Here is a 17488-nt window from a genome sequence, read left to right as displayed (position 1 = left end):
GCAGCGCTGCATAGGACAAGGGACCTCCGTGAAGAAAAATGCCGCGCCCTCGGACGCGGCATTCGTGGTGTTTGCAGAGCTTCAGGCTCACGCCATCTGCATGGCGCCGGGGCCGGGGATCGCTTTTGGCGGCACCTTGCCCATGATGATCATGCCGAGCACCTCGTCTTTGGTCACGTCCTCGGTGCGGGCGTGGCCGACGACCTGGCCGTTCTTCATCACCGAGACGCGGTCAGCGAGATCGAAGACGTCGTGGATGTCGTGGCTGATCAGGAAGATGCCGATGCCTTCGCGCTTCAACTGCTTGATGAGCTCGCCGACCTGTGCGGTTTCCTGAGGCCCGAGGGCCGCCGTCGGTTCGTCCATGATCAGGATGCGGGCGTTGAAGAGGATGGCTCGGGCAATCGCCACCGATTGCCGCTGACCGCCGGAGAGTGCCTTTACCGGTTCCTTGAAGCGCTGGAAGTTCGGGTTGAGGCGGCCCATCACCTCGCGCGCCTTCGCCTCCATCGCCACGTCGTCGAGCGTTCCCCAGGGGGTGCGCAGTTCCCGGCCGAGATAGAGATTGGCGGCGGCGTCGACATTGTCGGCGACAGCGAGCGTCTGGTAGATCGTCTCGATGCCGTATTTCTTGGCGTCGCGCGGATTGTGGATCTCGGCCGGCTCGCCATTGATCAGGATCTCGCCGGCATCGCGCCTGTAGGCGCCGGAAAGTATCTTGATCAGCGTCGATTTGCCGGCGCCGTTGTGGCCGAGGAGCGCCACGACCTCACCCGGATAGAGATCGACGGAAGCGTTGTCCACCGCGTGGATGCCGCCGAAGGAGATGGAAATGTTCTTCATTTCCACAAGCGGAGTGCGTTGATCTGTCATGTTCGTACTCCTGATTATTTTGCGCGGGCGCGATATACGGTGTCGAGCCAGACGGCGGTGACCAGCACGACGCCGACGACGATCCGCTGCAGCGGGCTGTCGATGCCGAGCAGCACCATGCCGGATTGCAGCGACTGCATGACGAGGGCGCCGAGCATGGCGCCGGCAATCGTGCCCATGCCGCCGGCAAGCGAGGTGCCGCCGATGACGGCCGCGGCGATCGTGTAAAGTTCGTCGAGTTCGCCCTGGGCATTGGTGGCGGCGTTGAGGCGCGCCGTCGAGATTGCGGCGGCGACAGCGCAGAGCATGCCCATCAGCGCGAAGATGCGGACGGTGACCCAGCGCGTCTTGATGCCGGCAAGCTCGGCCGCCTCCGGATTGCCACCGATCGCGAAAACGTAGCGGCCGAAGCGCAGGCGCGTGGCGATGAAGGTCATGACGATGCCGATGACGATGGCGATCAGCACCGGAATGGCGATGCCGTGGGCGATGAAGAGGCCGCCTTCGGGCCACGCGATGCCGCTGGCTTCGGCGTATTTGCGGGCGATGTTGGTTGGCCAGGGATAGCTGTTGGCGACCGCCACCGCGCCGAGAACGAGGGCGCAGCCAATTCCCGACAGGAAATACTCGGCCCAGACCGGGCGGCGGGGAAAGCCGAAGCGCTTACGTTGCTTGCGGGCGTTGATGATGCTGGCGACGATCGCGAGACAGGCAAGCAAGCCGACGATCCAGCTTGCCGTCGCGCCGATCGAGCCTTCGGTGCCGCCGCCCATCAGGCGGAAGGTGGCGTCCATCGGCGCGACAGTGCGGCCACTGGTCACAAACCAGGTGGCGCCGCGCCAGATGAGGAGACCGCCGAGGGTGACGATAAAGGACGGGACGTTGAGGAAAGCGATGATCATGCCATGGAGTGCACCGATCGCCGCTCCGAGGGAAAGGCCGGCAAGCAGCGTGATGATCCAGGTGGCAGGATGGTTAAAGCCGAGGATCTGCGGCAGCAGTTCAGCCTGCAGCACGCCCATGATCATGCCGACGAAGCCGAGGATGGAGCCGACCGACAGATCGATATTGCGGGTGACGATGACGAGAACCATGCCGGTCGCCATGACGGCGACCGAGGCAGTCTGCACCGAAAGGTTCCAGAGGTTTCGCGGCGTGAGGAACAGGCCGCCGGACAGGAAGTCGAAGCCGATCCAGATGATCAGCATCGCGCCGACCATGCCGAGCAGGCGGGTATCGATTTCGGTGGCGCGGAAGAAGCGCTTCACTGGATTCTCAGCCGCGCTGCGCGCGCGATTAAAATGTGCGGTATTTGTCGTGTCGGCCATGGCCGCCGTCCCCCACTGTTTCCATTTGCTCATGCGGCTATTTTCGCGCCGCGTTGCCGCGATCTTATCACCTGCATGCGAAGACCGTCCCGACCTCAAGCAAACGCCGCAACGCGGTCACGTTGCGGCGTCTTGAGGTCAATTCAAATGCCGAGCCGTCAGTTGCACGCGGCGATGGTGCCGGCAGCAACGCCCTGGCAGGCTGCGTCCTTGGAAATCCAGCCGGCGTCGATGACGACGTTCAGATTGTCCTTGGTGATGGCAAGCGGTGCCAGGAAGACCGACTTCATGGCAACGCCCTTCGGTCCGCCGTTGAAGGTTTGAACGCCCTCGATCTCGTCCATCGTCTTGCCGGCGGCGAGCGCGGAAGCGATTTCAGCGGCCTTCTTGCCGAGCTCGCGGGCGTCCTTCCATACGGAAACCGTCTGGGTGCCGAGCGCGACGCGGTTAAGCGCCGCAAAGTCACCGTCTTGCCCGGAGACCGGAACGGCGCCTGCGAGGCCCTGCGCCGAAAGTGCCGCGATGGCGCCGCCGGCCGTGCCGTCGTTCGAAGCGACGACCGCGTCGACCTTGTTGTCGTTGGCGGTCAGGAACTGCTCCATGTTCTTCTGGGCATTTTCCGGCTTCCAGCCGTCGGTGTAGGCCTCGCCGACGTTCTTGATCTTGCCGCCGTCAACCGCTTCCTTCAGCACTTCCATCTGGCCGGCAAAGAGGAAGTCGGCATTCGGGTCGGACGAGGAGCCCTTGATGAAGACGAAGTTGCCTTCCGGCTTCACCTTGAAGACTTCGCGAGCCTGCATGCGGCCCACTTCCTTGTTGTCGAAAGTGATGTAGAAGGCGGCCGGATTTTCGATCAGGCGGTCATAGCCGACGACCGGGATACCCTCTGCGGTGGCCTTTTCGATCGCCGGGGCGATCGCGTCGGAGTCCTGGGCAAGCACGATCAAGGCGTTTGCGCCCTGCGCGATCAGCGATTCGATGTCGGTCAGCTGCTTGGCGGCGGAAGACTGGGCATCGGCGGAGATATACTTGTCGCCGGAAGCTTCAAGCGCGGCCTTGATGGCGGCCTCGTCGGTTTTCCAACGCTCTTCCTGGAAGTTCGACCAGGAAACGCCGACGACAAGATCCTTGGCGATGGCCGCCGAATGCATGGACGCGATGATGGCAGCCCCCGCCATCAACTTCAAAACGGATTTCATTTCATCCCTCCCAAATGGTTGCGCCGTGCGCACGAACCTCCCGCACGCCTCCTCGGCCAACCGTGAAGTGCTGTCGCAAGCCCGCCGCAACCAGTGCGGACTTTTTTCTCGACAGTCGAGAAAATAAATGTCAGAGTTTTAGCAGGCTGTCAACAAGGCCCCGTGCAGCGCCATGCGCCTCTTCCGGGAAGGCGCAAAAGTCGTGATAGCATGTTGAAATGCTGTATGTTTTTGCCCTTGGATCGGCTTCCGTCCGAGTAAACATGCAGGGCGCCTTGTCTTGCCGGTCAACAGATGCTTTGGAGGAGGCATGGGGTTGAAGGATCCGCCATCGACAGGGACGCGTAATGCTGACGAAGTCCAGCACTGAACTTGTACGTCAGCAGAACAGCACGCTTGTCCTTGCGGCGCTCCGCCGGAAAGGTTCCCTGTCGCACACGGAAATCGCATCGGAAACCGATCTCGCCTCGGCCACCGTCTCCGCCATCACGGCGGAACTGGAACGCGCCGGAATCATCGCCAGAAGTGAACAGCACGTTCAAGGCGGCCGTGGCCGGCCGCGTGTGCTTTTCATGCCGCGGCGCGACTGCGGCCATGTGATCGTCGTGCGCATCTCGTCCGATATCGTGCAGTATTCGCTCGCCGATTACGGCGGCACTCTGCTCGACCGGTTCGAGGAGGCGAGACAACACGATCTCAGGGGCACCGCCGCTTTCGGGCAGGTATTCGCCGCAGCGCTTGAACGGCTGCTCCAGCGCTCCCGCATCACGAAGGAAGATGTGCTTGCCATCTCGATCAGCAGCAAGGGCCTTGTTGCGGCTGATGGAGCGCGACTGATCTGGTCCCCGGTTTTCGGCCAAGAGGAACTCGATTTCGAAGAGCTGCTGCGCCCGGATTGGCGGGCCAAGATCATGCTCAGCAACGAGACGCTGCTGGTTGCCCAAGCGCTTGCGGTCCGAGCCGAGGAGGAGAGAGAAGACTTCAAGGCGCTTGCAGCCATATCGCTTGGGCACAGCATCGGTCTCGGCCTTGCACGGAAAGGCCGTCTCGGCGAACTTGATGTTTCGGCGCCGAATTTCGGGCACATGCTGCACACGAGCTCCGCTGGGCTTTGCCGATGCGGCGGCCACGGCTGCATCGAAGCGGCGGCGGGCTTCTATGGAATCCTGCGCACGGCGTTCGAGGTGCCCTCCGACACGATCCCTGCGAAGTTCGTGCCGCTATCGGAGATGGACAAGATTGCGGCCAACGCGCGCCAGGGACACCGCATGGCCGGCTACGCCTTCCGCCAGGCCGGCATCGCGCTCGGCAACGGCATTTCCCGCTTGCTCAGCCTCTACGAGCCGATGCCGATCTTCGTCACCGGACCGGGGACACGTTACTTCGATCTCCTTCACAAGGGACTGGAGGAGGGGCTCGCCCAGTCCCTGCAGGTACGCCTGCAAGGACTGCCGGAAATCGCGGTGGCAGCCGACGAGCAGCGGCTCGTTTTCGATGGCCATCTCAATCGCGCACTCAGCACGATCGACGCAGACATTGCCGGCGGGCATGGCTAAGTTCGAACGCCGCCTCGGCGCTCCGCGTCGCTCGGCACTGAAATCTCTCGGGCGAATTCTGGTGTCTCTGCAATTTACGGTTATTTAGAGACTCCTTGCAAAGCTGTCCCTGACGCAGGGGGCAGCGATGTTTTCAGTGATTGCATGCATACGCAATGATCATGACTGGCGACTGATCGCCATTGCGGCGATCGTTTGTCTTGCCGGCAGCGTCGCCACGATGCTGCTCCTGATGCGCGCGCAGCGCAGCCTCGGCACTGAGCGCCGCCTTTGGACCGTCGCCTGCGCCTTTGCGTCCGGCGTCGGCATCTGGTCGACACACTTCATCGCGATGCTCGCCTACGACGGCGGCATGCCGATCGCATATGAGGTCCGAGGCACGACCCTCTCGGTGCTGGTGGCGATCGCGGCGTCCTGGATTGCATTCACCGTGGCGCTCGCCGGAACCTTCCGCTACGCCTTCGCCGTCGGCGGCATCCTGCTCGGCCTCGGCATCGCAGCAATGCATTTCACCGGCATGCGCGCGGTCGAAGCGCAAGGCCAGGTTACGTTCGACTTTCGATCCACCGTGACCGCCGTCATCCTCGGCATGCTGATCGCAGGCGTCGCGCTTCATCTGTTCCGAAAGCTGCAGGGCGTTCGCGGGCTGGTCGCGTCCACGGTCCTATTGGTGCTTGCGATTTGCGCGATGCACTTCAAGTCGATGAGCGGTGTCGGCCTTGTGCCGGACCCGAGCGTTGCCGCCGCTACCACATTCGATCCTGCCTGGCTTGCGGGCGGCGTGATCGCTGCATCGACGACACTCATCCTCGTGGCTTTCGGCGCGCTCTTCCTCGACCGGCACCTCACCGATCTTCGCGGGCTCGTCAACGCGTCGCTCGAAGGCATGATGATCGTCCGCGGTGATGAAATCGTCGATATCAACGAGCGTTTCATGAGCCTTTGCGGCCGGACCGCAGCCGAACTGGCAAAGAAAAACCTGACGGAGCTGTTCGCGCAGGATCGGGAACGGCCGGGGGGTCGTCGGGCGTTCGGCGGCTCATGCGAACTCGAACTGCTTCACGCGGACGGGAGGCGAATTCCCGTCGAATACACGTGTCGCACGATCGAATACCGGGGTCGGGAGTGCGACGTGATTTTCGTGCGCGATCTCAGCCAGCGCAAGGAGGCGGAACGCACGATCGAGCACCTTGCGCATCATGATGCGCTGACCGACCTTTCGAACCGCAGTTCGTTCGATCGGCGGTTGGCGCAGTCGATCGCCGTAGCGAGCGCGAGGAACGAACTGCTGGCTGTCCTCTGTCTCGACCTCGACCGCTTCAAGGCCGTCAATGATATTTTCGGCCACGGGGAAGGCGACCGCATCCTGCGCAAGGTGGCCGACATCCTGCGCGCGGCATGCGGGGATGGCGATACGATCGCGCGGCTCGGCGGCGACGAATTCGCGATCATCCAGCCGTCCGCCGGGCAGCCCGAGGCAGCGCGGCAATTGTCGGAGCGCATTCTGAGATCCATTGCAGAGGAAATGGATACCAGCCGTGACCCGATGGCTGTTGGCGTCAGCATCGGTGTGGCGATCTATCCGGCCGACGGAATGACGGCGGACCGGCTTTGCAACAATGCCGATACGGCGCTTTACCGCGCGAAGCAGACCGGCAAGGGCATTGCCTGCTTCTTCGACGCCGAGATGGATGCAGCGGTGCGCACGCGCCGGCAAATGGAAAACGACCTTCGGCACGCGGTCGTCAGGCGCCAGCTCTTCCTCGAATACCAACCGCTCGTCGACGTTCGTGACGACAGGATCGTCGGCTACGAGGCGCTGTTGCGCTGGCAACATCCCGATCGCGGTCTTGTCAGTCCCAGTATCTTTATTCCGATCGCCGAGGAAAGCGGCTCGATCATCCAGATCGGCGAGTGGGTGCTTGAGCAGGCCTGCCTTGAAGCGGCCCGCTGGAACGAGCCGTTGGCGATTTCGGTCAATATCTCGCCGGTGCAGTTTCTGCTTCCCAACCTCTTTGACCAGATTGAAGCGATTCTGAGGCGCACCGGTCTCGAGCCGCGCCGGCTGGAACTGGAGATCACCGAAGCAGTGCTGATGCACAATAGAGATGACGTGTTGACGACGCTCGTCCGGCTGCGGCTGCTCGGCGTGCGCATCGTCATGGACGACTTCGGGACGGGCCATTCCTCGCTCAGCAACCTCCAGACCTTCCCGTTCGACAAACTGAAGATCGATTGCAGCTTCACGGCGGCTCTCGACAAGGACCCTGCGGCGCATGCCATCATCCGCGCGATCATCGCGCTTGGCCAAAGCCTCAACCTGCCGGTGGTGACCGAAGGTGTCGAAACGGAGCGGCAGAAGCAGATCATCGTCGAAGAGGGCTGCCGGCAGATACAGGGCTTCCTCTCCGGTCGTCCGGGGCGCGCACCGAGTGCCAACCAGCCGGTGCAGGACCGGCCAAGGGCCGAGGCGTGATGTTCACCGAATGAAAAAGATCAAGGCCGGGCTCAAAACCCGGCCTTGGCTGTTTTGCTGAAAATGCAGCGTCAGGCGATGCTCACCTGGCGCTTCTCGGCAACCGATTTCACGGCCGCGTCCGCCAGTGCCAGTGCCGCGAGGCCGTCCTTGCCGGAGGGCGTGATTTCCGCGCCTTTTTCGATGGCAGCGATGAAGCTTTCGATCTCGTTTGCGTAGGCCTCGGTATAGCGCGTCATGAAGAAGTCGTGCAGCGGCGGGCGGGTGTAGCCTTCGCCGGTGGCGATTTCGATCGATACCGGGCGCTGGTTTTCCGCCGAGACGACGCCCTTCGATCCGTGAACCTCGATGCGCTGATCGTAGCCATAGGTGGCACGGCGCGAATTCGAGATGATCGCCTGTCTGCCGGAGGCCGTCTGCAGGATGACCGAGACGCTGTCATAGTCTCCGGCCTCGCCGATCGCCTTGTCCACGAGCACGGCAGCGGTCGCGGTCACGGTGACCGGCTCTTCCCCGAGCAGGAAGCGCGCCATGTCGAAATCGTGGATCGTCATGTCGCGGAAGATACCGCCGGAGCGCTTGATATAATCGACCGGCGGCGCACCCGGATCACGTGAGGTGATCGTCACCATCTCGACATCGCCGATGCGGCCGTCATCGATCGCCTTGCGCACGGCCATGAAATGCGGATCGAAGCGGCGATTGAAGCCGACCATCAGTTTTGCCTTGGTGTCCGATACGACATTAAGGCAGGCCTTCACGCGCTCGACATCGAGATCGATCGGCTTTTCGCAGAAGATCGCCTTGCCAGCGCGGGCAAAGCGCTCGATCAAGTCGGCGTGCGTGTCGGTCGGCGTGCAGATGACGACGGCGTCAATGTCGGCAGCGCTTTCGATTGCCTCGATCGTGCGCACTTCGCAGCCATAGGCATTGGCGATGGCGTCCGCCGCGGCCGGGAAAGCGTCGGCGACCGCGACGAGGACGGCGTCGGGATTGCCGCTGACGGCTTTCGCGTGAACCTTGCCTATGCGCCCGGCGCCCAGAAGACCAAATCTCACTGTCATGTTCGTCTCTCTCGAAATCCGGTCGCAACCGGAAAGGGGCGCGATGATTGACGCTCATCGCGCAAAGGCGTCGCGGACCGCATTGCCCGCGCATTCATAAGGAATGTAACGCTGATATCCCCGCGCGCCGCGGCGCGGCGTGTCTCTCCCTTGCCTCCACTCCGATTCTGTCTCCCGTTTGCGACAATTTCGCGCCGGAATGAAAAGGCCAAACTCATCAATTTCGGAATTTTTATTCCATTTGCGCTCGCGTCGTCAAGCCGGGTTTGTGGCCGTATACTTGCAGGCGCGCCCAATTTGCCCCTACAAGGAAACAAGTTTGCACGCTGGCCGAGAGACAGGATGTTCAAGTTCATCGATCCGGATCACCCTTTTTACCAGCCCCTGTGGATCCGCCTGTTGATCGTCGCCGTCTGCGCTGCCTGGACGGCGGTGGAATTCAGCACCGGGCAGACGACGTGGGGCATGATCTTTCTGGCCGTAACCGCCTATGCGGGCTGTGCTCTGCTGATCTTTTTCAAGCCGAAGCAATCGGTCGATGACAAGACCGACGCGGGTGACGCGCCGAAGTGAAGGTCATGCCGACCCGTTGTCGCGGGGCAGCCTTCGCGACGCTTCATCGATGAGCATATTGGCAAGTTTCATCCGAACGGTGGCGTTGGCCCTGAAGTCGGCCGGTAACCTGTCCGGGTGGTTAGCCGCGGCGAACCGCCGTCGTTTGGCAGCAAGCGAAATCGCGGTTTCCTGCTCGTCCAGTGCAAGCTCGGCCGCAACCTCGGCAAGACTCGTGCGTTTCAGATGATCGGGCATCACCGGTTGCTGCATGCTCTCGGCCGTTGCAAGCTCATGATAAGCACGTTGGACCGCATCGAGCGCCGTTATAGCCGGCGACGTGTCGACGATGAAGCCTTGCGAGAACCCGGCCATGCCATGCCGGAATGCCTGCTCGCCGGCGTCCTCGTCGCACGCCGCGTCCTGCTGCTCTGCCTTCAATCGTTCGAGCACTGACTGAAACACCGACATGCCGAACATGACGTGTCTTCTCCAAACAGCATTTGTCGGGGATGTCGCTTTGCGAACGACCGACGGCGAGATTCTTCAGCCATCCTGCCCTGTGAGGGTTATGCGGGCCTTATCACGCTCTGCTCTGCTTCAGGATCAGGTCGTAGAGCAGCTTTGCGCTTGGCGGCAGGGCACGGCCTTCGGCGGTGATCAGGCCGTAGGGCTTGATGCGTATCGGGATTTGCGTTGGCAGCACGCGAATATCGCCGGCGGGCGTCCCGTTGCCGGCGACGAAATTCGCAACGTCGAGGGCGACCGGTGCAATCGCGTTGGTGTTTCGAACGATCGACAGCGTCAGAATGATCGAGGACGTGTTGATGACGGTTGCCGGCAGCCGGACGCCGGCGGAGACGAAGCTGTCCTCGACCGCACGGCGCAGCAGCGTTCCCGGAGGCTGAAACACCCACTCGTAACCCGGCAGGTCGTCGGCGTTTGCGATTGGCTTTTCGAGCAGGGGATGGCCTTCGCGAACGATCAGGCAGGCCTCCTCGAAACCGATCTCGACCATGTTGAAGAGGCGCGGATTGAGATCGTCCGGGATGCGGCCGACGACGAAGTCGTGGCGCGCCGCCAGGAGCTCGCGGGTCAGCACATTGCTGTTGTCGATCTGCACATTTATCTCGATGCCGGGATAGGCCGTCGAGACCTGGCGGATGGCGGGCACGGCGAGGTTAAGGGCGGGGCCCGTGACGGAGCCGAGCGAGACCGAGCCGCCGCTACCGGTTTTCAATTCATTGATCTCGCGCGCGGCCTCGCGCAGTTCGAGAAAGATCGTTCGCGCGCGTCGTGCGAGCGCCTCGCCATAGCGGGTCAGTTCGACGCCGCGCGCCACCCGTTCGCAGATCGGCGCCTTCATGATCGCTTCGATCTCGGCGAGCATTCGCGACGCTGCCGGCTGCGAGATGCCGAGCGAATCGGCGGCGGTGCTGATGCGACGATAGTCCTCAATCGCCAGGATGAGCCTCAGATGATTGATCTTCAGGCCCGATCGAAGGAGGGCGCTATCGAGAAGTTCGTCCGCCATCGCTCCGGCATTCGCCCTGCTGTCCACTGTCACGGCATTGGCCCCGTTTTCTGAAAATTTTCAATAATCACACTCTTTTGCTGTGGTATATCAATTTTGATATGCATGCAAAGCGATATTGTATTTGACAGTTATGTTTATTGATTCCAGTTTCCCTGTCGATGCGCCAGTGCATGCGGGAGTATGTGGGGCCGGGAGGGCTTTCCTTCACCTTGAACCACCGCCGGGGACCAACTCTCCGCGCCGGTGGATCGCTGCGCATATGACGGGGCCTGCCGGCTTCAACACTCAGGGAGAGATCTGATGAAATTGATTACTTCGCTTCTCGCAGCCGCGGCGATTTCCGTCGCGTCGTTTGCTGCACCGGTCTTCGCACAGGACAAGGGCACCGTCGGCATCTCAATGCCGACGAAGACGTCGACCCGCTGGATTTCCGACGGCGAGACCATGGAGAAGCTGTTCAAGGAAGCCGGCTACACGCCGGACCTGCAGTTCGCCGACGACGACATTCCGAACCAGCTCGCGCAGATCGAGAACATGGTGACCAAGGGCGCGAAGGTTCTCGTGATCGGCGCCATCGACGGCACCACACTGTCCGACATCCTGCAGAAGGCGCATGACGCCGGCGTCAAGGTCATTGCCTATGACCGCCTCATCCGCGACTCCGGCAACGTCGACTACTACGCCACCTTCGACAACTTCCAGGTCGGCGTCCTGCAGGCGACCTCGCTCGTTAACGGCCTGAAGCTCGACGGCGCAACCGAGCCGAAGAACATCGAACTTTTCGGCGGTTCGCCGGACGACAACAACGCCTTCTTCTTCTATGACGGCGCGATGTCGGTCCTGCAGCCCTTGATCGACAGCGGCAAGATCGTCGTGAAGTCCGGCCAGACGGGCATGGATCAGGTCGGCACGCTGCGTTGGGACGGCGCCGTCGCCCAGTCCCGCATGGAAAACCTGCTTTCGTCCACCTACACCGACGCCAAGGTTGACGGCGTGCTCTCGCCCTATGATGGTCTCTCGATCGGCATCATCTCCGCTCTGAAGGGCGTCGGTTACGGCTCCGGCGACATGCCGATGCCGGTGGTCACCGGTCAGGACGCCGAACTGCCGTCGGTCAAGTCGATCCTCGCCGACGAACAGTTTTCGACCGTCTTCAAGGACACCCGCGAACTCGCCAAGGTCACGGTTAACATGGTCAACGCGATCATGGACGGCAAGGAGCCGGAAGTGAACGACACCAAGACCTATGAAAACGGTGTCAAGGTTGTTCCGTCCTACCTGCTGAAGCCGGTTGCGGTCGACAAGTCCAATGCCAAGGAAATCCTTGTCGGCTCGGGCTACTACACGGAAGACCAGATCAACAACTGATCGCGTCGAAACGGAGGGTCCGCGATCCCGTTGCGGACCCTTTTCTCTGGGTAAGGGAGTCTGTAGTCTCTCGCGGGCTGCAGCTGGAATGCTGAACATGGACAATATCATTCTCGAAATGCGGGGCATCACCAAGACGTTTCCGGGAGTCAAGGCGCTCGACAATGTCAGCTTCAAGGTCCGCGAAGGGGAAATCCACGCTCTCGTCGGCGAAAATGGTGCCGGCAAGTCGACCTTGATGAAGGTGCTGAGCGGCGTCTATCCCGCGGGAACCTACGAGGGTGAGATCTACTATGACGGCGAGGTGCGGCGCTTCAGCACGATCTCGGACAGCGAGCATCTCGGCATTATCATCATTCACCAGGAACTGGCGCTGGTTCCATTGCTGTCGATCGCCGAAAATATCTTTCTCGGCAACGAGATCGCTAGCAAAGGTGTGATCCACTGGCCGCAGACTTTTGCCCGCACGCAGGAGCTCTTGAACAAGGTAGGCTTGAAGGAGCCGCCCGCGACGCTCATCACCGATATCGGCGTCGGCAAACAGCAACTGGTGGAAATCGCCAAGGCGCTTTCCAAGAAGGTCCGGCTGCTGATCCTCGACGAACCGACCGCCTCGCTGAACGAGACCGATTCCGACGCGCTTCTGAAGCTGCTCATGGAGTTTCGCAAGCAGGGCATGACCTCGATCATCATCTCGCACAAGCTGAACGAGATCAAAAAGGTTGCCGACCAGATCACCATCCTGCGTGACGGCGGCACGGTGGAAACACTCGACTGTCACAAGGAAGACATCAGCGAGGACCGGATCATCAAGGGCATGGTCGGCCGCGCGATGGAAGACCGCTACCCGCCACGCGAGCCGAATATCGGCGAGACGCTGCTCGAGGTGAAGAACTGGAACGTCTTCCATCAGCATCACCGTGACCGCCAGTTCCTGCACGATGTCAGCTTCAATGTTCGCGCTGGCGAAGTCGTCGGTATTGCGGGGCTGATGGGTGCGGGCCGCACCGAAACGGTGATGAGCATCTTCGGCAAATCGTGGGGGCACAAGATCACCGGCGACGTGACCATGCGCGGCAAGCCGGTGGACGTCAGCACGATCCCGCGGGCGATCAAGGCGGGCCTCGCCTATGTCACAGAAGACCGCAAGCAGCTCGGGCTCGTGCTCATCAACAATATCAAGGACAACACGACCCTTGCCAACCTGCATGCGGTCGCGTCGAACGGCGTCATCGATGAGCGCAAGGAGAGAAAGGTCGCTGCGGACTATCGCACGAAGCTTCGTATCCGCTCGCATTCGATCTATCAGGAGACGGTGAACCTTTCGGGCGGCAACCAGCAGAAGGTCGTGCTGTCCAAGTGGCTGTTCACCAATCCCGACGTTCTCATACTCGACGAGCCGACACGCGGCATCGATATCGGCGCGAAGTATGAGATCTACACCATCATCAACCAACTCGCGGCCGAGGGCAAAGGCATCCTGATGATCTCTTCGGAAATGCCGGAACTCCTCGGAACCTGCGACCGCATCTATGTCATGAACGAAGGGCGCATTGTGGCAGAGCTTTCCAAGGAAGAAGCCAGCCAGGAATCTATCATGCGCGCCATCATGCGTTCAGGGGAGAAACACTAATGGTCGCCGATACGAGCACCCAAACCACCAAACCGTCGATCGGTGACTATCTCAGGAACAACATCCGCGAATACGGCCTGCTGGTCGCGCTCGTCATCATCATGCTGTTCTTCCAGTTCGTGACCGATGGCGTTCTCTTCAGGCCCGTCAACATCACGAACCTGGTGCTGCAGAACTCGTTCATCGTCATCATGGCGCTGGGCATGCTGCTGATCATCGTCGCCGGGCATATCGACCTTTCGGTCGGCTCGATCGTGGCCTTCATCGGCGCGATATCGGCGATCATGCTGGTCAAATGGGGCCTGCCTGCGTTCGTGGTCATTCCCGCCTGTCTCGTCGTCGGCGGCATCATGGGGGCGGCGCAGGGCTATTGGGTGGCCTACCAGAAGATTCCGTCCTTCATCGTCACGCTCGCCGGCATGCTGGTGTTCCGCGGAATGACCTACGTGGTCCTCGGCGGGCGGCCGATCGGGCCGTTCCCGAAGGAGTTCCAGATCCTGTCGACGGGCTTCGTTCCGGATTTCCTCTATTTCCTCAGCCCCAACCCCGACGTCATCAAGAACATGGTGGCGCTGGTAGCTGTGCTGGCGCTTGTCGGCTACGCCGTCTACGCGGGGCTGCGCAATCGCCGCATCAACGAGCAGCACGGCACGGAGAACGAGCCCTTCATCTTCTTCGCGATTCAGATGGCGGTTATCGGTTTCGTCGCGCTGTTCATCGGCTTCCAGCTCTCGACCTATCGCGGTCTGCCGAACGTTCTCATCGTCATGGGCGTGCTGATTGCCGCCTATACGTTCCTTACGACGCGCTCGACGATCGGCCGGCGGATCTATGCGATGGGCGGCAACGAAAAGGCTGCAAAGCTCTCCGGCATCAACACCGAGCGGCTGACCTTCTACGCGTTCGTGAACATGGGCGTGCTTGCCGCTCTCGCCGGCATGATCATCACGGCGCGGTTGAACTCGGCCACCCCGAAGGCCGGCGTCGGCTTCGAACTCGACGTGATCGCCGCCTGCTTCATCGGCGGCGCCTCTGCTTCGGGCGGCGTCGGCAAGATCACCGGTGCCGTCATCGGCGCCTTCATCATGGGCGTCATGAACAACGGCATGTCGATCATGGGCATTGGCATCGACTACCAGCAGCTGATCAAGGGTCTTGTGCTGCTCGCAGCCGTATTCTTCGACGTCTACAACAAGAACAAAGGCAAAGGCTGACCGGTTCCCCGATCAGCCTTCATTGAACCAGAAACAGAAACGGGCGGCTCGGGCCGCTGGATTGGGTGGTGCAAATCACCCGAGGGCGGCGCATTGCCTGCGTCACGAAAGGGGCGGGCGGTGAAGCCCAGGTCGAGAGGAAGGACAGGAACGTGCTGATTTCTCAGGTCAGGAAAGAAGATGGATCGATCGCCGTCGCCGTTCGGTCTGCGGGCGAGGTGGCTCGCGTCGTCAAGGGGGCGGAAAGCGTCTATGCGCTGGCGATGGAAGCGGCCAATGGCGACAAGAGCCTCAAGGAGGTGATCGACAGCCGCGGTCTGGGCGATACGATCGATCTCAAGAAGGCCTATGCGGAAGGGCGGATGCTGCCGCCGATCACTCATCCTGATACGGCGCACCTGCATCTGACTGGAACCGGTCTCACTCATCTCGGCTCGGCGGCAACCCGCGACGCCATGCACAAGAAGACGGCCGAGGCAGCGGAAGAGACGCTGACCGATTCGATGAAGATGTTCCGCATGGGGCTCGAAGGCGGCAAGCCGAAGCCGGGCGAAAAGGGCGTCCAGCCGGAATGGTTCTACAAGGGCAACGGAACGTCTGCGGTCGCGCCCGGCCAAGCCCTCGTTTCCCCGGCCTTTGCGGAAGATGGCGGTGAGGAACCGGAAATGGCCGGTATCTACGTGATCTCCGACAAGGGTGTGCCCTATCGCCTGGGCTTTGCCGTCGCCAACGAGTTCTCCGACCACAAGACCGAGCGGGTCAATTATCTCTGGCTCGCCCATTCGAAGCTGCGCCAGGCGAGCTTCGGGCCGGAAATCCGCATCGGCGCGGCGCCTGACGACATTCGCGGCACGTCTCGCATCCTGCGCGGCGGCACAGTGCTGTGGGAAAAGCCGTTCCTTTCCGGCGAAGCGAACATGTCGCACAGCTTCGCCAATCTCGAATATCACCATTTCAAGTACGGTCTCTTCCGTGTGCCGGGCGACGTGCATGTGCACATGTTCGGCACGGCGACGCTTTCCTTCGGGGATGGCATCCGCACGGAGGAGGGGGACGTATTCGAGATCGAGGCCGGGGAATTCGGCCTGCCGCTACGCAATCCGCTGGCCATTGCCGCGGAGGAAGAGATCGCCATACGCCAACTCTGATATACCTGACATGGCAGCCGCAGGCCGCGACGGGCGGCCGGCTGCGTCAAGAAGACAAGGAGGCCCAAAGCCCATGACACTTCATCAGAACCTGATTGCCGGCGAATGGGTCGGCACCGACGGCGTTGCCAACATCAATCCGTCGAACACCAACGATGTCATCGGCGACTATGCCCGCGCCAGCGCCGACGATGCGAAGGCCGCGATCGCGGCGGCAAAGGCGGCCTTTCCGGCCTGGTCGCGCTCCGGGCTGCTCGAGCGCCACGCGATCCTGAAGAAGACCGCCGACGAGATCATCGCGCGCAAGGACGAACTCGGGCGGCTGTTGTCGCGCGAGGAGGGCAAGACGCTGGCCGAGGGTATCGGCGAGACCGTGCGTGCCGGCCAGATCTTCGAATTCTTCGCCGGTGAGGCCTTGAGGCTGGCCGGCGAGGTCATCCCGTCGGTCCGGCCGGGAATCGGCATCGAGATCACCCGCGAGCCGGTCGGCGTCGTCGGCATCATCACCCCGTGGAATTTTCCGATCGCCATTCCGGCCTGGAAGATCGCCCCGGCACTTTGCTACGGCAACACCGTCGTCTTCAAGCCGGCCGAACTGGTGCCCGGCTGCTCCTGGGCGATCGTCGACATTCTTCACCGTGCCGGCCTGCCGAAAGGGGTGCTGAACCTCGTCATGGGCAAGGGCTCGGTCGTCGGCCAGGCGATGCTCGACAGCCCCGACCTTCAGGCGATCACCTTTACCGGTTCCGTCGGCACCGGCAAACGCGTGGCCGCTGCCTCGGTCGAGCACAATCGCAAATTCCAGCTCGAGATGGGCGGCAAGAACCCGTTCGTCGTGCTCGATGATGCCGATCTTTCGGTCGCCGTCGAGGCGGCGGTCAATTCCGCCTTCTTCTCGACAGGCCAGCGCTGCACCGCCTCGTCGCGCATCATCGTCACCGAAGGCATCCACGACAGGTTCGTCGCAGCGATGGCCGAGCGGATGAACGGTCTTGTCGTCGATGATGCGCTGAAGGCCGGCACCCATATCGGTCCGGTTGTCGATCAGGGCCAGTTGAACCAGGACACCGACTATATCGCCATCGGAAAGCAGGAAGGCGCCAAGCTCGCCTTCGGCGGCGAGCTCATTGCGCGCGACACGCCCGGCTTCTACCTGCAGCCGGCGCTGTTCACCGAGGCGACCAACGCGATGCGGATTTCCCGCGAGGAGATCTTCGGTCCGGTCGCGGCGGTGATCCGGGTGAAGGACTACGACGAGGCGCTGGCGGTTGCCAACGACACGCCGTTCGGGCTGTCCTCCGGCATCGCCACCACGAGCTTGAAGCATGCGACGCATTTCAAGCGCAATGCCGAAGCCGGCATGGTGATGGTCAACCTGCCGACGGCCGGCGTCGATTTCCACGTTCCGTTCGGCGGCCGCAAGGGCTCCTCCTATGGCTCGCGCGAGCAGGGCAAATACGCCGCCGAATTCTACACAACCGTCAAGACCGCCTACACGCTGGCGTGAGGCAGCATGGTATTGCCCGCTGACATGCGGGGC

Annotated in this window: 14 protein-coding genes; 8 read left to right on the top strand and 6 right to left on the bottom strand. The window is 61.8% G+C overall.

What is annotated here, in order from left to right; all coding sequences use genetic code 11:
- Positions 1 to 87 precede the first annotated feature (87 nt).
- The 3 genes from GHK62_RS11275 to xylF form a co-directional block, all read right to left on the bottom strand.
- On the bottom strand, positions 88 to 873 hold the full coding sequence (locus tag GHK62_RS11275) for an ATP-binding cassette domain-containing protein (RefSeq protein WP_153439080.1): 786 nt from the start codon (positions 871 to 873) through the stop codon (positions 88 to 90).
- 14 nt (positions 874 to 887) lie between these two features.
- The gene (locus GHK62_RS11270; RefSeq protein WP_153439078.1) at positions 888 to 2201 is read right to left on the bottom strand and encodes a sugar ABC transporter permease; all 1314 of its coding nucleotides are present in this window, start codon (positions 2199 to 2201) and stop codon (positions 888 to 890) included.
- Positions 2202 to 2359: 158 nt separating this feature from the next.
- On the bottom strand, positions 2360 to 3400 hold the full coding sequence (gene xylF / locus GHK62_RS11265) for a D-xylose ABC transporter substrate-binding protein (protein WP_153439076.1): 1041 nt from the start codon (positions 3398 to 3400) through the stop codon (positions 2360 to 2362).
- Between the two features lie 347 nt (positions 3401 to 3747).
- Here xylF and GHK62_RS11260 point away from each other — a divergent pair, with 347 nt between their 5' ends.
- Positions 3748 to 4956, top strand: a complete 1209-nt coding sequence (locus GHK62_RS11260) for an ROK family transcriptional regulator (RefSeq protein ID WP_153439074.1) — start codon at positions 3748 to 3750, stop codon at positions 4954 to 4956.
- A gap of 127 nt (positions 4957 to 5083) precedes the next feature.
- Positions 5084 to 7432, top strand: coding sequence for a bifunctional diguanylate cyclase/phosphodiesterase (locus GHK62_RS11255; RefSeq protein WP_153439072.1), 2349 nt, complete (start codon positions 5084 to 5086; stop codon positions 7430 to 7432).
- Positions 7433 to 7503: 71 nt separating this feature from the next.
- On the opposite strand, the gene iolG is transcribed toward GHK62_RS11255, so the two are convergent.
- Positions 7504 to 8496, bottom strand: coding sequence for an inositol 2-dehydrogenase (gene iolG, locus GHK62_RS11250; RefSeq protein ID WP_153439070.1), 993 nt, complete (start codon positions 8494 to 8496; stop codon positions 7504 to 7506).
- 342 nt (positions 8497 to 8838) lie between these two features.
- On the opposite strand from iolG, the gene GHK62_RS11245 reads away from it, so the two are divergent.
- Positions 8839 to 9069, top strand: a complete 231-nt coding sequence (locus GHK62_RS11245) for a hypothetical protein (protein ID WP_153439068.1) — start codon at positions 8839 to 8841, stop codon at positions 9067 to 9069.
- Positions 9070 to 9072: 3 nt separating this feature from the next.
- Here GHK62_RS11245 and GHK62_RS11240 read toward each other — a convergent pair whose 3' ends face one another.
- On the bottom strand, positions 9073 to 9528 hold the full coding sequence (locus GHK62_RS11240; protein WP_153439066.1) for a hypothetical protein: 456 nt from the start codon (positions 9526 to 9528) through the stop codon (positions 9073 to 9075).
- A gap of 103 nt (positions 9529 to 9631) precedes the next feature.
- Complete coding sequence (locus GHK62_RS11235; protein WP_153439167.1) at positions 9632 to 10582, bottom strand: LysR family transcriptional regulator; 951 nt, start codon at positions 10580 to 10582, stop codon at positions 9632 to 9634.
- A 303-nt stretch (positions 10583 to 10885) separates the two neighbouring features.
- Here GHK62_RS11235 and chvE point away from each other — a divergent pair, with 303 nt between their 5' ends.
- From chvE to GHK62_RS11210, 5 genes are all read left to right on the top strand, one after another.
- The gene (chvE, locus tag GHK62_RS11230; RefSeq protein WP_153439064.1) at positions 10886 to 11953 is read left to right on the top strand and encodes a multiple monosaccharide ABC transporter substrate-binding protein; all 1068 of its coding nucleotides are present in this window, start codon (positions 10886 to 10888) and stop codon (positions 11951 to 11953) included.
- A 97-nt stretch (positions 11954 to 12050) separates the two neighbouring features.
- Complete coding sequence (mmsA, locus tag GHK62_RS11225; protein WP_153439062.1) at positions 12051 to 13586, top strand: multiple monosaccharide ABC transporter ATP-binding protein; 1536 nt, start codon at positions 12051 to 12053, stop codon at positions 13584 to 13586.
- Positions 13586 to 14800 carry a multiple monosaccharide ABC transporter permease gene (mmsB, locus tag GHK62_RS11220; RefSeq protein ID WP_153439061.1) on the top strand — a complete coding sequence of 405 codons (1215 nt, stop codon included), beginning with the start codon at positions 13586 to 13588 and terminating at the stop codon, positions 14798 to 14800. Before mmsA ends, mmsB begins: the two co-directional genes overlap by 1 nt.
- 152 nt (positions 14801 to 14952) lie before the next feature.
- Positions 14953 to 15948 (top strand): AraD1 family protein, encoded by a 996-nt coding sequence (gene araD1, locus GHK62_RS11215; RefSeq protein ID WP_184108867.1) that lies wholly within the window; start codon positions 14953 to 14955, stop codon positions 15946 to 15948.
- Positions 15949 to 16021: 73 nt separating this feature from the next.
- The gene (locus tag GHK62_RS11210) at positions 16022 to 17455 is read left to right on the top strand and encodes an aldehyde dehydrogenase family protein (protein WP_153439059.1); all 1434 of its coding nucleotides are present in this window, start codon (positions 16022 to 16024) and stop codon (positions 17453 to 17455) included.
- Positions 17456 to 17488 lie beyond the last annotated feature (33 nt).

This window comes from Sinorhizobium terangae, assembly GCF_009601505.1.
Taxonomy (GTDB): Bacteria; Pseudomonadota; Alphaproteobacteria; order Rhizobiales; family Rhizobiaceae; genus Sinorhizobium; species Sinorhizobium terangae.
The sequence above is the reverse complement of the archived record's forward strand: the minus strand, read 5'-3'. Positions and strand labels throughout refer to the sequence as shown.

Bases quoted from the DNA above. Each gene is read 5' to 3' on its own strand.
- GHK62_RS11210 (WP_153439059.1), top strand. From the start codon at position 16,022: ATGACACTTCATCAGAACCTGATTGCCGGCGAATGGGTCGGCACCGAC.
- mmsA (WP_153439062.1), top strand. From the start codon at position 12,051: ATGGACAATATCATTCTCGAAATGCGGGGCATCACCAAGACGTTTCCG.
- GHK62_RS11270 (WP_153439078.1), bottom strand. From the start codon at position 2,201: ATGGCCGACACGACAAATACCGCACATTTTAATCGCGCGCGCAGCGCG.
- GHK62_RS11275 (WP_153439080.1), bottom strand. From the start codon at position 873: ATGACAGATCAACGCACTCCGCTTGTGGAAATGAAGAACATTTCCATC.
- mmsB (WP_153439061.1), top strand. From the start codon at position 13,586: ATGGTCGCCGATACGAGCACCCAAACCACCAAACCGTCGATCGGTGAC.
- iolG (WP_153439070.1), bottom strand. From the start codon at position 8,496: ATGACAGTGAGATTTGGTCTTCTGGGCGCCGGGCGCATAGGCAAGGTT.
- GHK62_RS11245 (WP_153439068.1), top strand. From the start codon at position 8,839: ATGTTCAAGTTCATCGATCCGGATCACCCTTTTTACCAGCCCCTGTGG.
- GHK62_RS11235 (WP_153439167.1), bottom strand. From the start codon at position 10,582: ATGGCGGACGAACTTCTCGATAGCGCCCTCCTTCGATCGGGCCTGAAG.
- xylF (WP_153439076.1), bottom strand. From the start codon at position 3,400: ATGAAATCCGTTTTGAAGTTGATGGCGGGGGCTGCCATCATCGCGTCC.
- chvE (WP_153439064.1), top strand. From the start codon at position 10,886: ATGAAATTGATTACTTCGCTTCTCGCAGCCGCGGCGATTTCCGTCGCG.
- GHK62_RS11260 (WP_153439074.1), top strand. From the start codon at position 3,748: ATGCTGACGAAGTCCAGCACTGAACTTGTACGTCAGCAGAACAGCACG.
- GHK62_RS11240 (WP_153439066.1), bottom strand. From the start codon at position 9,528: ATGTTCGGCATGTCGGTGTTTCAGTCAGTGCTCGAACGATTGAAGGCA.
- GHK62_RS11255 (WP_153439072.1), top strand. From the start codon at position 5,084: ATGTTTTCAGTGATTGCATGCATACGCAATGATCATGACTGGCGACTG.